8 protein-coding genes are annotated in these 16,507 nt (G+C 52.0%); all 8 read left to right on the forward strand.

Annotation, left to right across the window (positions count from 1 at the left end):
- Positions 1-278 precede the first annotated feature (278 nt).
- The 8 genes from LLH06_RS07475 to LLH06_RS07510 all read left to right on the forward strand — a co-directional run bounded on the left by LLH06_RS07475 (position 279) and on the right by LLH06_RS07510 (position 16,504).
- Positions 279-3,440, forward strand: a complete 3,162-nt coding sequence (locus LLH06_RS07475) for a SusC/RagA family TonB-linked outer membrane protein (RefSeq protein WP_228172647.1) — start codon at positions 279-281, stop codon at positions 3,438-3,440.
- A 6-nt stretch (positions 3,441-3,446) separates the two neighbouring features.
- Complete coding sequence (locus tag LLH06_RS07480; protein ID WP_228172648.1) at positions 3,447-5,141, forward strand: RagB/SusD family nutrient uptake outer membrane protein; 1,695 nt, start codon at positions 3,447-3,449, stop codon at positions 5,139-5,141.
- A gap of 44 nt (positions 5,142-5,185) precedes the next feature.
- The gene (locus LLH06_RS07485) at positions 5,186-8,242 is read left to right on the forward strand and encodes a SusC/RagA family TonB-linked outer membrane protein (RefSeq protein WP_228172649.1); all 3,057 of its coding nucleotides are present in this window, start codon (positions 5,186-5,188) and stop codon (positions 8,240-8,242) included.
- A gap of 21 nt (positions 8,243-8,263) precedes the next feature.
- A complete protein-coding gene (locus tag LLH06_RS07490; RefSeq protein WP_228172650.1) occupies positions 8,264-9,979 on the forward strand; it encodes a RagB/SusD family nutrient uptake outer membrane protein in 1,716 nt (571 codons plus the stop codon).
- 55 nt (positions 9,980-10,034) lie between these two features.
- Complete coding sequence (locus LLH06_RS07495; protein ID WP_228172651.1) at positions 10,035-11,858, forward strand: glycoside hydrolase family 2 protein; 1,824 nt, start codon at positions 10,035-10,037, stop codon at positions 11,856-11,858.
- 76 nt (positions 11,859-11,934) lie between these two features.
- A complete protein-coding gene (locus LLH06_RS07500; protein WP_228172652.1) occupies positions 11,935-13,023 on the forward strand; it encodes an endo-1,4-beta-xylanase in 1,089 nt (362 codons plus the stop codon).
- Between the two features lie 31 nt (positions 13,024-13,054).
- Positions 13,055-14,260 carry an endo-1,4-beta-xylanase gene (locus LLH06_RS07505; protein WP_228172653.1) on the forward strand — a complete coding sequence of 402 codons (1,206 nt, stop codon included), beginning with the start codon at positions 13,055-13,057 and terminating at the stop codon, positions 14,258-14,260.
- A gap of 15 nt (positions 14,261-14,275) precedes the next feature.
- Positions 14,276-16,504, forward strand: a complete 2,229-nt coding sequence (locus tag LLH06_RS07510) for a glycoside hydrolase family 3 N-terminal domain-containing protein (protein ID WP_228172654.1) — start codon at positions 14,276-14,278, stop codon at positions 16,502-16,504.
- Positions 16,505-16,507: the final 3 nt, after the last annotated feature.

Genomic DNA, 16,507 nt, shown 5'->3' on the forward strand with positions numbered 1-16,507 from the left:
TTATCTTTCCCTACAAAACTGACGACACCGATCAAATTGTGGCCTACAGCTGCGATCAGGGAAGATATTACCCCCATTTAAGGACGTTTGACACCCCCATTAGGCGCCCCATACGCCCATATTTGCCCTACCAATTAACCAATTAGTACTTTATGAGAATACTTTATCTGACGTAGAGCTCAAGCTCTTTATCGCTTGCTTTTTTCTTGAGCAAGGCATCATCTGCGGTGGCATGGCCCCGCCCAAAAGTGAACCAATTAACCCATAAACCTCAATACATGCACCAACTTTACAAGTTAAAAGTGTCTGTTGTTGGCGGCTATACCGATCAGTTCAAAAGCGTGGTTCGCAACCTGGTGTTGCTTCTGTTGCTTTGTAGCGGTATCAACGTATACGCCCAGCAAACCATAACGGTGACCGGCACCGTTAAAGATTCAAAAGGGGAGGGCCTGCCCGGCGTAAGCGTACGGCTGAAGGACTCTCAAACCGGTACCATTACCGACCCTAAAGGCAAGTACAGCCTTCGCGTGGCCAATAATGCTACGCTGGTGTTCAGCTACATTGGCTTCGGTACCCAGGAAGTAACGGTTGCCGGCAAACCGGTGATCGATGTGGTGATGGGCGATAACGCCACTGGCCTCAACGAGGTGGTGGTGTTAGGCTTTAACCAGCAACAAAAGAAATCATCGTTAACGGCAGCGGTAAGTACCGTAAGCGGTCGCGAGATCCTGCAATCGCCAACGGCCAATACTACCAACAGCTTAGTAGGTAGGGTTACCGGTGTTACGGCCATACAACGTAGCGGTCAGCCGGGATCCGACGGTGCCGTTCTGAACGTGCGCGGTCAATCTACCTATAACAACTCGGGTGCGATCGTGGTGGTGGATGGTATCGAGCGCCCTAACTTTGGCGACATCGACCCTAACGAGATCGAGAACATCAGTATCCTGAAAGATGCGGCCTCTACTGCTATATACGGTATACGCGGTGCCAACGGTGTGATCGTGGTGACCACCAAAGTAGGCCGTATTGGCAAACCTAAGGTGAATTATACCGGCAACTTCAGCTTGCAAACCTACACCGGCATACCTAAGGCACTGAACGCGTATGACAATACCCGTTTGATGAACGAAGGCTTGCGCAACGAAGGCCTGGCCCCACGCTGGACAAATGCCGAACTACAAAAATTTAAGGACGGGTCAGACCCCTTGGGTTACCCTGATGTGAACTGGTTCGAATACCTAACCCGTAAGCTGTACCCGCAAACACAGCACAATGTTAACATCAGCGGTGGTACCAACGTGGTGCGTTATGCCGTATCGGCCGGTTATTTGAGTCAGAGCGGCATCTTCAAAAAGTTCGATTCGCCGTTCGGCATCAACTCGCAGCCTAACTATCATCGCTATAACTTCAGGAGTAACCTCGATATCAACCTGAGCAAAAGCCTGACCGTGAGCGTAAAGCTGGGCGGCCGTATGGAGCAGCGTTACCAGCCTGCTGGTCTGCGTGCTTCATCAGGTAACTTTTCGTATGATAACCTGGAGGGTATGATATCCCGTATCCTGCAAACGCCATCTTTTGCTTACCCGGTCATGCTGCCTGACGGCCGCATCGCGCAAAACTCCGAGGTGGGTACCAACATTTGGAACCCCTTAGCGGTGATCACCCGTTGGGGTACTCGTAACGATGACAACAACACGGTAGAAAGTACCTTTAACCTGAACTGGAAACTGGATAAGATCACCAAGGGCCTGACCTTTACCACCAACTTTGGTTATGACTCGTACTACACCAGCGCTACCCGCCGTAACGCGGTATGGGCTGCCTACACCTACAACCGTCAAACCGGCGAGATCACGCTATCGAGCGATCGCCCGCGTGATGAGCCTTTAAGTACATTGATATCAGAGAGTGGTGGTACACAGCGCACCAACATTCAAACCGGTTTTAATTACAATCGCACTTTCAACAATGATCATAACGTGAGCGGCCTGTTACTCGGTACCCGCCAGCTGATCAAGGGTGAGGGTACTACACAGTACACGATACCACCGCGTGCTGCGCAAGGTATACTGGGCCGTGTCACTTATAACTTCCGCGAGAAATACTTTTTCGAGGCTGATGCAGGCTACAACGGTTCAGAGAATTTTGCCAAGGGCCGTCAATACGGTTTCTTCCCAGCCATCTCTGCCGGTTGGACGCTCACCAAAGAAAAGTTCTTACAGAACGTACAATGGCTCGACTTCCTCAAGATCCGCGGTAGCTGGGGTAAGGTGGGTAATGATCAGTTAGATCAGCGCTTCCTGTTCCTGACCAATTACGCGGTGACCACCAATGGTGTGCAATTTGGTCAGGTGACAGCGCCTACCAACGGGCAGATCGTGACGTTGCCTAATGGCACGGGTAACCCGGCCATCAACGGCCTGGGTAACGATCAGGTGACCTGGGAGACCGGTATCAAACGTAACATCGGTTTCGAAAGTGAGTTCTTCAACCACCGCTTAAAGATCAACGTCGACCTCTTTGATGAAAAACGATCAGACATCCTGACCGACCGCCGTTCGGGCCTGCTGGCCTTCGGTCACCTTTACCCATCGTTGAACGTGGGTAAGGTATACAATAAAGGTTACGAGGTAGAGATGGATTACACGCACAAGGTTGGTGAGTTCACTCTCGGGCTGAACACCCAATTATCATTCGCCCGCAACCGTATCGATAACGCCGATGAGCCCGTTGGTTCGCCCGATTACCAAAAGCTGCAAGGCCACAGGGTAGGGCAGTTCTTCGGGTACCGTACCGCAGGTTTCTTTACCTCACAACAAGATATTGATAACTCGGCCAAGGTGACCTTTACTGATAAGAGCATCCCCGGCGATCTTAAATATGTGGACTACAACGGTGATGGTGTGATCAATACTGATGACCGTGTGGCCATAGGCTACTCGCGCATACCGGAGTACACCTATAGCTTTACACCTCGTGTAGCATGGAACAATATCGCCTTATCGGTACTATTCCAGGGTGTGGCCAATGTAAGTTCCGATGTCTTCCTGTCTGAGCAGAACAACGGTCAGCAAATGTATGAGTTCATGCTCGACCGCTGGACACCGGCCACCGCCGCCACTGCCACCTGGCCTGCCATACACTCGCGTTCAAGCTCGTACCCTAACTATCAGTTGAATGATTTTGTATTGCAGAACGCTGCTTACCTCAAGATCCGTAACGCCGAGCTGTCATGGACACTACCATCCAACTGGGTAAAGGCCATGAAACTGGCTAACGTGCGGGTATTCACTAACGGGCAAAATCTGTACACCTGGACCAAATTCAGGATGTATGTGGACCCCGAGAACGTCAACTTATCCAACACCAGTTTCTCTAAACAGTCGCTGTACCCGTCATCACGTGTATTCAACTTTGGTGTCAACATTCAATTTTAAACAGTTATGAAAGCATATAAACTATTCACTGCTGTATTGGCCATGGGCCTTTTGACCCAGGTCTCTTGTCAAAAAGATTACCTCGACAGAACGCCGGGCGTTACCCTGCCCGAAGATGCTGTATTTGCCAGCCCGGTACTGGCCTCACAATATGCCATCAATGCCTATAATTTTTTGGTAGATGATTACGTGCGCTTCAACGACCATAGGGGTACCACCTCACAGGCATCTGACGAGGCGGTTACCGGTAACCTCGACCCATCGGTACTGTACCTGAACCAGGGCCTGTTCCATGACCATTCAGAAAAGGTGGCCTCGCTGAACGACATCCGTGATATATGGAGCCGTGAATATAATGGCATCAACATTACCAATACGATGCTCTCTAAAATGACCACTGTGCCATGGACCAACGCTGACCAGGCCAAAAGGGTAGAAGGGGAGATGCACTTTTTGCGCGCCTTCTTCTATTTCGAACTGATCAAGAGGTTCGGTGGCGTGCCTATCATGGATAAAGCTTATGGGGTAAATGATGACATCGACTTCCCCCGTGCCAGCTACACCGAATGCGTGAACTTTATATTGGCCGACCTGGCCAAGGCACAGGAGCAGTTGCCACGTGTAGAGGACCTGGCACTTTCAGAGAACGGCCGCGCTACCGTAGGTGCTGTTAAAGCACTGAAAGCCCGTGTATTGCTATACGCTGCAAGTCCGCTTAACAACGAGACCAACGATGTGGCGAAATGGGCCGCGGCCGCTGCTGCTGCTAAAGAGGTGATGGATATGGGCTCGTATATGTTACAGCCTACCTATAAGGATATATTGAACGTCACCTCATCTACCGAGTACATTATGATGAAGGTACGGGCCACCCGCCCCAACACAGAACCAAAAGTGATCGACTTTGCGCAATCGCCAGGCTCGGCAGGCGCTAACGGGCAAATGAATCCTACACAGAATCACGTTGACCTGTACGAGATGACCAACGGCAGGGCCATTACTGATCCTTCATCGGGCTATGATCCGCAAAAACCATATGCCAACCGCGATCCACGCATGACCTGGAACGTGATCTATAACGATGAAACTTACCAATCGCGCAAGATCGAGATGTGGTCGCAAACCAATGCAACTACAGGCGCGATCACCTACGGCCGTGATTACAATGCCAACAACATCATATACACGGCCACCCGCTATTACTGCCGTAAAATGTGGCCCGAGGTCTACATCAACAAGGTTGCGGGTGCTACCTACATCAACTTCCTGTTCTTTAGGTATGCCGAGATATTGCTGAACTACGCCGAGGCACAAAATGAGGCTGTTGGTCCGGATGCCAGCGTGTACGCGGCCATTAACCAGATCCGTGCCCGTGGCGATGTGAATATGCCTGCGCTGCCTTCAGGCCTTACCCAGGCGCAAATGCGCGACCGCATCCGTAACGAACGTGCCGTGGAACTGGCCTTTGAGGATCACCGCTGGTATGACATCATGCGCTGGAAAAAAGGTGTAGAGATCGTGGCTCAGCCAATATACGCCATGAACGTGGTGAAGAACGCCAACGGCAGCTTCACTTACACCAAAGTGCTGATGGCCACCAACTACCAAAAGGTGTTCAAGGATTTTATGCACCGTTACCCGATCCCACGCTCAGAGATATACAAGAGCCAGGGCAAACTGATACAAAATCCGGGATGGTAGGTCCCTCCGTCACAACAGGGATCACCTTATTAAATCAAGTAACGATGAGATCGAACAGATACATTTACATCATATTCACGGTGCTTTGCTGCCTTATCGCGGGCGGCAGCGCCACCGCTCAAAAGCTCGATGAGCCGATCACCATATCGGGCAAGGTACTGGATGCACAAAAGCAGCCACTGGCCGGGGTGAGCGTGTTTAAACAGGAATCAAGGACCGCAGTACAAACAGCCGCCGATGGCACCTTTAGCTTACAGGCACTGCCTACCGAGCTGATCCTGTTCCAGTACAACGGCTACATCACCCAAACCAAAAGTGCGGGCGAACTGAACAAGACCGAAGTGATCATGCAGGCCGCACTGATCGATGCCGGCGATGACGACGATGTGTACATTCCGTTTGGTGTACGCAAGAAGCGCCAGCTGACCGGTACCATCAGCACCGTAAAAGGCAGCCAATTACCGCAACTGCCATCCTCTACACTCAACAACGTATTGGTAGGGCGTTTGGCCGGCTTGTACATCCAGCAAACAGATGTTGGCCCGGGTGCTGATGCCGCCACCTTTTTGATCCGTGGGCGGTCGTCATACAACAGCAACCAGGCGCCATTGATATTGGTGGATGGCGTACAGCGCAACTTTACCGATATGGACCTTAACGAGGTGGAAAGCGTGAGCGTTTTCAAGGATGCTGCCTCGCTGTCATGGTACGGCATGAACGGTGCTAACGGCATCATATCGGTACGTACTAAACGCGGCTCGGCTACCCGTACCCGCATTACCTTTGATGCGCAGGGCGGCGTACAAACACCAATGGACATCACCCGCCCGCTGGATGCTTACACTTACGCCAACTTATATAACGAGGCGCAGATCAACAGCGGTGGCAATGCCGTTTACGATCAAACCGCGTTAGATGCCTACCGCAACGGCACCGACCCGATCAAATACCCGAACAACAACTTTGTGGATCGCTTCATTAAAAAAGCGGCACCTACTCAGCGCTATGTGGCCACCATAAGCGGGGGCAATGCCTTTGCCAGGTACTTTACCATGATCAGCTATTTTAACCAGGATGGTCTGTACAAAGGCGCCAGTAACCCGGTGTATAATTCTAACAGCAACTTCAAGCGCTATAACTTCCGTACCAACCTGGACCTGCACGTGAACAAGAACCTGGATGTACAGGTGGATGTGGGCGGCCGTATCAATGACCTAAGGCACGCCGATGCCACCAATTCAACCATATTGGGATCTATCTATACCACCCCGGCCAATGCATACCCAGTATTGAACCCTGATGGTTCGTTCGGCGGTACCTCGTTGTTCCGCACCAACCCTTTGGGTTTGCTGACCGCCGATGGCAACACTAACGACCTGACCCGCTTTTTACTGGCTACCCTTACTGCTAAACAAAAAGTTGGTTTCGTACCGGGTCTGTCTGTAAATGTGCTGTTCTCGTATGATATCCGCAGTAATTACACATCAGGCTACAGTCAGGACTTTGCCGTGTACGAGCCAGGCAGCACCGCGGGTACCTACAACTCTTTTGGCACGGCAGTGCCTTTGGCCTTCGCCAGCACCGATTTTAACAGCAACCTACGCAACAATGAGTTTTGGGGTGGTTTTGATTACGACCACAACTTCAATAAACACGGCATCAATTTTAGCACCCGCTATACCCGCAGCGTGATCGCTGCGCCAGGCTCGCTGGATGACAAGGCCGAAGGCTGGTCGAACCGGCTGACCTACAATTACAACCAGCGCTATTTTGTGGATCTGATCGGCAGCTATTCGGGTTCGCAGGTGTTCGCGCCGGGCAAACAGTGGGGATTCTTCCCGGCGGTATCAGCAGGGTGGATCATCTCTGACGAGAGCTTCCTGAAGGATGTGAAATGGCTGAACTACTTCAAGCTCCGTGGTTCGTACGGTGTGGTAGGCAGCGATGTCTACAGTCTGGGCCGCCGTTACGCTTACAACAACTACTTTAGCCGCGGGCAGGCCGGTTTTATATTCGGTACCGGTTTCGCTGCCCCGGCTGCCACCACGCAGAACGCTTTGGCCAACCCTGACCTGACCTGGGAGAAGGCCAAAAAGACCAGCATCGGTTTCGATACCAAGTTCTTTGGACAGATGATCAGCCTGAGTGCCGACTACTTCCAGGAAAACCGCAGCGACCTGCTTACTAACGCCTTGACGCCAAGTATTATTGGCCAGTCGGTGATCCAGGTGAACGCCGGTAAGGCCCGCTACCGCGGCTTTGAGACGGAGCTGAACTTCTACAAAAAGATCGGCAAGGTGGCCGTGAACGTGTTCGGTAACTACACCTACCAAAAAAGCAAGGTGTTGGCCATCAACGAAGAGGCTGGTCTGCCGTCATATCAAAAGTCATTAGGACACAGCATCAGCAGTGTGATGCAGGTGAGCTCATCGGGTACTACCTATGTGAGCAACTTCCTGCAGGCCGACGGTATCTTCCAAAGCGATGCCGAAGTGGCGTCTTCACCGGTTCAGCGTTTTGCTGGCACGGTCAAAGCAGGCGATATCAAATACAAGGACATCAACGGCGATGGCGTGATCGATAACCTCGATTTCGTACGCACCGACTACAACTTCGTTCCTAAAGCTTATTATGGCTTTGGTGGCTCGGTCAAGTATTCCAATTTTGATGTGGCCTTTACCTTTCAGGGGACCACCGGCCGTACCATCTCGATCAATAACATCGTGAACAGCGGTACCGCCAATAACGGCTACCTCAACCAGTTCAGCGTTGACCGTTGGACACCGGCTACCGCAGCAACAGCGCAGTTTCCGCGCCTGTTAGTGGCCGATCGCAACAACAATACCCAGAACTCCGATTTCTGGCTGCGTAACGGCGATTACCTGCGCCTTAAACATGCCGAGTTGGGCTATACGCTTCCGCTGAACTGGGTGAGCAAGATCAAACTGTCGTCAGCACGCATTTACCTGAGCGGTTTTAACCTGCTCACTTTTGATAAGCTCGATGGACTGAACATCGATCCGGAGATGCCGCAGTCGGGCTATGTGTTCGCTTACCCCAACCTGCGCACTTACTCACTGGGCCTAAACGTGAAATTTTAACCGTACCATACTTTGAACATCATGAAAAGTACTACATACTTCATTTATACAGCAGCCATGCTGGTGATAACCATTGCGGGCGGTTGCAAAAAATACCTTGATGACGGCAGCGTTACCGAAGGCCCCATCACCGAGCAACAGGTTTGGGCCAATAACGATTACGCCCGCGGCGTGCTCTACAGCGCGTACAATGCCGTGCAAGACCGCTACGACATCGACGATAACGGCGCCATGCAGGCATCAGCTACCGACGAGGCCGTTAACTCGAACCTGAATTCGAACATCTACACCTTCACCAACGGCACCTGGAGCCCGTTCCGTACGGTGGATGATGTGTACAGTGCTATGTATACCGGCTTGCGTCGTGCTAACCTGTTCCTGGCTAACGTGGATGGCAGCAATGTGGTGAGCGTACCCTCTGAATTAAGCACTACCACCACTTTTGATTCTACCCTGGTCGGCCAAAAGGCCAGGCTGAAAGGGGAGGCGTTCTTTCTACGAGCTTACTTCCATTTTGAGTTGCTGGAGCGTTATGGCCGCATCGTGCTGGCTACTAAAGTGCTGAGCACCGATGAAGAACTCAACCTACCACGCGCCAGCTTCGACGAGGCCGTTAACCGCATTTTGTTGGATTGCGATTCGGCCATACAACGCTTACCCGCTTGGACCAACTCATGGTCAAACAGTAACAAAGGCCGTGCAACGCAAACCGCTGCTATGGCGCTTAAGTCGCGCTTGTTGTTATACGCTGCAAGTCCGCAATATAACCCAAGCGGTGATGCGGTCAAATGGCAGGCGGCAGCCAATGCAGCCAAGGCGCTTATCGATCGTAACCTGCACTCGTTGAGTACCTCATATGCCAACGTGTTCTTGTTCGGTACGGCACCATACAACTCGGAGGTGATCTTTTCGGGCCAGCCTAGCAGCCGTAACGACATCGAGCAAAATAATGCTCCGGTAAGTTATGATGGGGCCTTAGGCCGTACCAACCCCACACAGGAAATGGTAGATGCCTTTGAGATGCGTACCACCGGCAGGCCTATCAGCGATCCGCTATCAGGCTACAGCGCTACCGCGCCATATACCAACCGTGACCCACGTTTCGACCTGGTGATCCACTACAATGGCAAGACCTATAAAAGCAAGACCATCGATACTTATATAGGTGGTAAGGATGGCATAGGCGCCAACGTGAACGCTACCAAAACAGGCTATTACATGCGTAAGTTCTTTAACGATGGTGTGACCTGGAATCAGCAAAGCAACACCAGTTCGCGCCGTCCGTGGGTGATCTTTCGCTATGCCGAAACGCTGCTGAACTATGCCGAGGCTCTTAATGAGGTGGCCGGACCTACCGCTGATGTGTTACGCAGTGTGAACCTGGTACGCCAGCGTACCGGCGTGGCATTACCGGCATTGCAGATCACTAATCCTGCCGGCAACGGCTACGTACAGCCCACGAAAGAAGCCATGCGTGAGCGCATCCGCAACGAGCGCCGCGTGGAGCTATGCTTTGAAGGCCACCGCTTTTTTGATGTACGCCGCTGGAAAGAAGGTGCACGCTTTTTCAATGTACCGGTAACCGGTATGCGCATTACCCGCAACACCAACGGTACATTCAATTACGAGCGTTTCCAGGTGCAGAATCGAGTATTTGCCGATAAGAACTACCTGTACCCGATATCACAAAGCGAATTGAACCGGGCACCGTCACTGGGACAAAACCCGGGTTATTGATACTAAACCGCCCGGCCGGCACCACCGGCCGGGCATTATACGAATACCAAATCATATGCAAAGATCACGTCTGCTTATTATTCTACTGCTAACTGTTGTTACCAACGCGTTCGCCCAGGCGCCGCTTATCCAGAACATTCAAGGGCGAAAACTGCTGAGCCTCAACGGTCGCTGGAACTACATTGTTGACCCTTACGAGAACGGCTTTTACGATTATCGGCACGAGGCCTTTGATGCCTCGGCATCAGGTACCGGCGGTTTTTACGACGACAAAAAACCAAAGGACAAAGGCGAGTTGCTGGAGTACGACTTTGAATACGCGCCTACCATGAACGTACCGGGCGATTGGAACTCTCAGGCCGAAAAGCTGGAGATGTACGAGGGAACGGTATGGCTGCGCCGCAAGTTCAATGCTGATCCGCAAAGCGGCAAACGCTACGTGCTGTATTTCGGTGCGGTCAACTACGAGTCGCACGTGTACCTGAATGGTAAAAAGCTGGGCATCCACAAGGGTGGTTTCAACCCGTTCCAGTTCGAGGTGACAGGCAAACTCAGAGCGGGGGAGAACAGCATCGTGGTCAAGGCCGATAATACCCGCCACCAGGATGAGATACCTACCATCAATACTGATTGGTGGAACTATGGCGGTATCACCCGTGATGTGTTCGTGGCAGAGATGCCGGGCACTTACATTGCTGATTACAAAGTACAGCTGGCCAAAGGCGATGCCGGCCGTATTGAAGGTTATGTGCAGTTGAACGGCAAAGACCTTTCGCAGCAAGTGACCCTCAACATTGCCGAGGCCGGTATAAAGACCACCGTCAAGACCGATGCCAGCGGCAAGGCGCTGATCAGTATCCCGGTTAAAAAGCTAAAATATTGGTCGCCCGAGGAGCCTAAACTTTACAGCGTGAACATTAGCGCCGGTACCGACGCCGTGACCGATAAGATCGGCTTCCGTACCATCCAGGTAAAAGGTACCGACATTCTATTGAACGGCAAGTCGGTGTTCCTGAGAGGGATATCCATACACGATGAGAACCCACTGCTTAAAGGCCGCAACCGCTCTACCGGTGATCTGCGTATGCTGCTTACCTGGGCTAAAGAACTGAACTGTAACTACGTAAGGCTGGCGCACTACCAACACAATGAGGAAATGATACGCCTCGCCGATGAAATGGGCCTGATGGTTTGGGCGGAGGTGCCGGTATACTGGACCATCTCGTGGCAAAACCCTGCCACCTTTCAAAATGCCCAGGGCCAGCTTACTGATCTGATCACCCGCGATGTGAACCGCGCCGCCGTGATCGTATGGTCTATCGGTAATGAGACACCGGTGAGTGAGCCCCGCCTTAAATTCATGGGCGATCTGGCCGCTAAGGCGCACAGTCTGGATGATACGCGTTTGGTATCGGCCGCACTGGAGGTTCACCGCAAAGGCAACGAGGCCATTGTTGATGACCCACTGGGCGAAAAGCTTGACCTCGTTAGCTTCAATGAATATGCCGGTTGGTATTGGGGCGGCGACCCATCGGGCATCACCAAGTACAACTTCAACATTAAATACAAAAAGCCGGTAGTGATCACCGAGTTCGGGGGCGATGCTTTGGCCGGTTACCATGCCGATGCCAATACCCGTTGGAGCGAGGAGTACCAGGAAGCCCTTTTCAAGAACCAGATCGCTATGCTGGGTAAGGTAAGCGCACTGCGCGGCATGACCCCATGGATCCTGGCCGATTTCCGCTCGCCACGCCGCCAGCACCCGGTGTACCAAAATTTCTGGAACCGTAAGGGCCTGGTATCTGAGACGGGTAAAAAGAAGATGGCCTTTTGGGTGCTCAAGAACTTTTACGACGAGGTTCAAAAGAAATATCAATAAACCAGGCATTTGCGCCCTTGATAGCTGGCCTCACCGGTCGGCTACCAGGCACACGTGCGATCATCCATTCAAGCTGATGAAAAAAAATATCTTGTTGGTGGCCATCCTGTCAAGCTCGATGGTATGTGCCTGTTCAAAGCATGGGGCTACCACTGACCCTAACCCGCAGCCTCCTGTGGTGACGTCGCCCCCGGTGACCACCGAGGGAAGCTTACGAACGGCCATGCCATTCCCATTTGGTGCGGCGGTCAATATCAGCTTGCTCAAAAGCAATGCCAGTTACAGGGCCGTAGTGGTAAAGGAGTTCAATAGCCTTACAGCCGAGAACGCCATGAAGGCATCCGCCCTCCATCCGCAGCAAACCACTTTTGACTGGACCGACGCTGATTACCTGGTAGACTTTGCCCGGCAGAACGACAAGCGCATCCATGGCCACACGCTGATCTGGTATAAATCATTACCGTCATGGATCACCAATTTTCAGGGTGATGCAGCAGCTTGGGAAAGCGTGTTCAAAACGCACATCCAAACTATCGTAAGCCACTTTAAAGGCAAGGTGACGTCGTGGGATGTGGTGAACGAGGCCTTTGAAGATGACGGAACCTTACGCAATAGCATTTGGTTACAAAAATTAGGTAACGACTACATAGCCCGTGCCTTTCAATATGCCCATGAGGCCGACCCTGACGCCCAGTTGTTCTACAATGATTACGGCAACGAGTATGGCCCCACCAAACGCACGGCCATCCTGAACCTGGTGAATAACCTTAAGAGTCGCGGCATACCGATCAACGGTATAGGTATGCAAATGCACACCCGCTACAACATGACCGAAAGTAACTGGACCACGGCCATTAATACGGCAGCACAGACCGGCCTCAAGGTGCATATCTCTGAACTGGACATTGCCATGAACCCTGACAATGACCAAAACCTGACCTTTACAGCGGCGCTGGCCAATACACAGGCACAAAAGTACCTGTACATCGTAAAGGCTTATAATGCCATACCAAAGGCACAACAATTCGGTATCACTACCTGGAACGTGAGCGATGCCGATACCTGGATCACAGGCAACTATAACCGGCCCGACTGGCCCTTGCCTTTTGACAAGAATTATAACCGCAAGCCAGCGTACCAGGGAATTTTAGATGGGGTGAAATGAGAAGCTAACCATTAAAACCAATATACCTGTTATGAGAAATGTATCATTGACCTTAGTTGCTGTATGCATGGCGGTGGGCGCCTGCAAAACAGACAAACTGGATCAGCCTGTACCCGGTAACGCCGCTGACACCAAAACAGCCCTTGCCGATACGATGAAGATCCTCAAGACCGCCAACGCCAACATACCTATAGGTGCGGCGGTAAGTTCGTCGTTACTATCATCGGTTGGGTCGGCCTACCGCGAAACGGTCAAGAGGCATTACAATGCCATCACTGCCGAGAACGACATGAAGATGAACGCGCTAAACACCTCAAAGTATGTGTGGAACTTTGCGGCCAAAAGCACCATCCCGCAATTTGCCAAGGACTTTGCTTTTGACCGTATCCATGGTCACGTATTAGTGTGGCACCGGGCCTTACCATCGCATGTTACGGCCATTTGGACGGCCAGCGCATCGGCCACGCAAAAGCGGGATACGCTGGATAATATGATGCGCCGCCACATCACCAACACCGTTGCTTACTATAGCAACAACTTTTTAGATGCCAGTGGTAAACCGTTGGTCAGATCTTGGGACGTGGTGAACGAGGCTTATGATGATTCAGGTGTACTACGCACCGGCAACGCCGCCGAAGGCAGTATCTGGATGAACTATATGGGCGAGGACTACATTGAAAAAGCGTTCCGTTATGCCCGCCAGGCGGCCAATGCCAATGGCAACACCGACCTGAAGCTATTCTACAACGATTATGGTCATGATTACAGCAGCAGCAAGCGCAACGCCATATACAACAAGGTGAACGCACTAAAATTACTTACCGAAGGTGGTAAACCTATTATTGATGGGGTGGCCATGCAAATGCACATCCGCTACAATACGCCTAAAGCCAATGTGGAGGACGCCATCTTAAAAATGAAACAGACCGGTCTTAAGGTGTTCATCTCCGAACTGGATATCAACCTGCGCACCGCAAGCGACCAATCTGCCGGTACGGTATTGTCGGCATCAGATATCGCCACGCGTGAGCTTTTGCAAAAGCAGTTGTATAAGGACGTAGTGGAGATATACACCCGCATAGTGCCGGTGAACCAGCGCTGGGGCATCACACTTTGGAACGTGGGTGATGGCGATTCGGCCTGGGGCGATGATGCTAAGGCTTGCTTATACGATCTGAACTATACGCGCAAGACCAATTTTTATTACTTCTATGATGGCTTACAGATCAGGCCATAATATCTGACACATTTTATGCGAAATATCGACCGCTTTTTTTGCCTTACCCTCACAGTATGTTTAACCGCCGGAGCTGCAAAAGCTCAAAAGAGAACTATCGACCAAAGGGTCGATAGTTTGCTCCGGCTCATGACACTGGAAGAGAAGGTGGGCCAGCTGAACCAGTACTCGGGTAAGGATGTTACCGGACCGGTGAACGCCAACAACACCAACCAGCTTAACGATATCAGCAAGGGCCTGGTAGGGTCGATGCTGAACGTGAGAGGGGTGAAGGATACCCGTCAGATACAGGCGGTGGCCCTGCGCTCGCGCCTGAAGATCCCGTTGCTGTTCAGTATGGATGTGATCCACGGTTACCGCACCGTGTTCCCGATACCATTGGCCGAGGCTGCCTCGTGGGATATGGAAGCGATTAGGAGCTCGGCCCACATCGCGGCAAAAGAGGCAGCTGCGGTAGGTTTGCACTGGACCTTTGCGCCCATGGTAGATGTGGGCCGCGACCCGCGCTGGGGCAGGGTGATGGAAGGTGCAGGCGAGGACACCTATCTCGGTTCTATGATCGCAACGGCCCGGGTGAAAGGTTTTCAGGGCGAAAAGCTGGGTGGTACAGATGCCGTGATGGCTTGTGCCAAACACTTTGCCGCCTACGGCGCCGCCATGGCGGGCCGCGACTACAACGCGGTAGATATGAGCGATAACATGCTTTGGCAAACCTATTTGCCGCCGTTCAAAGCCGCTGCTGATGCAGGTGTGGCCACGTTCATGAACTCCTTCAACACCCTGAACGGTATTCCTGCTACAGGTAACAGCTACCTGCAGCGCGATATACTGAAAGGCAAATGGGGCTACAAAGGCTTTGTGGTGAGCGACTGGGGTTCCATAGGAGAGATGGTGGCCTGGGGTTACGCTGCCAACAATGAGGACGCGGCTACCAAGGCCATTATAGCGGGCAGTGATATGGATATGGAAAGCAAAGCTTACATAGGCCACTTGACCCAACTGGTAAAAGATAAAAAGGTGGACGTTAAGCTGGTGGATGATGCGGTAAGGCGCATCCTGCGTAAAAAATTTGAATTGGGCCTGTTCGAAGACCCGTATCGTTTCAGTAATGAGGCCCGCGAACGCGAGGTGCTGAACGACCCGCAACATAAGCTGATTGCCCGCGACGTGGCCCAACGCTCGATCGTACTGCTCAAGAACCAGAACGAACTCCTGCCGCTTGCCAAAAGCGGTAAGACCATAGCCGTGATCGGTCCGCTGGCCAAAAGCAAGCGTGACCTGGAAGGTAACTGGATCCCTTTGTCAGATACCACCCGTGTCACCAGTTTGTATGAAGGCCTGCAAAGTACCGATGGCAAGAACCGCTACCTGTACGCCAAAGGCACCGACATCATGGGCCGGGAAGATGCTTTTGAGGAAGCCATAGCGACCGCTAAAAAAGCCGATGTAGTAGTGATGGCCCTGGGCGAAAGCTGGGATATGAGCGGAGAAGCCAAATCGAGGGCCGACATCAGCCTGCCGGGCAGACAAACCGAATTGTTCAACGCCATAAGCGCTACCGGTAAGCCCATAGTAGTCGTACTGATGGCAGGTCGTCCGCTCATATTCGAGGACATAGCCAACAAGGCACAAAGCGTGGTTTACGCCTGGTGGCTGGGAGCCGAGGGCGGTAATGCTATTGCCAATGTACTGTTCGGCGACTACAATCCGTCGGGAAAATTGCCGGTCACCTTCCCGCGATCGGTCGGACAGATCCCGCTGAGCTACGCCGGGTACAGTACCGGCAGGCCGGTGAAAAACCCCCGCGACATCAAGTACAAGTCGGCCTACATAGACCTACCGAACACGCCGAAATACGCCTTTGGACATGGCCTGAGCTACACTACATTTAAATATGGGAATTTGAAGATAAGTGATACAAAAATCAAGAAAAACCAAGTTTTACAAGTAAGTTTTGATTTGAGCAATACAGGCAAGTACTCGGGCGAAGAAGTGGTACAACTTTACCTGCAAGATCCCATAGCATCCGTAGCACGGCCGCTCAAAGAGCTCAAAGACTTCCAAAAAGTGATGCTCAAGGCCGGCGAGACCAAGACCATCACCTTTAAGATCGATAGCGACAAACTCTCGTTCTATGACCCACAAATGAAGTGGGTGGCCGAGCCCGGTAATTTCAACATCATGATCGGCAGTGCTTCGGATGATATCAGGTTGAATTCTTCTTTCGAATTGACAGACAAATAGTTA

The sequence above is a fragment of the Mucilaginibacter daejeonensis genome (genome assembly GCF_020783335.1).
In the GTDB taxonomy this organism is placed as follows: domain Bacteria; phylum Bacteroidota; class Bacteroidia; order Sphingobacteriales; family Sphingobacteriaceae; genus Mucilaginibacter; species Mucilaginibacter daejeonensis.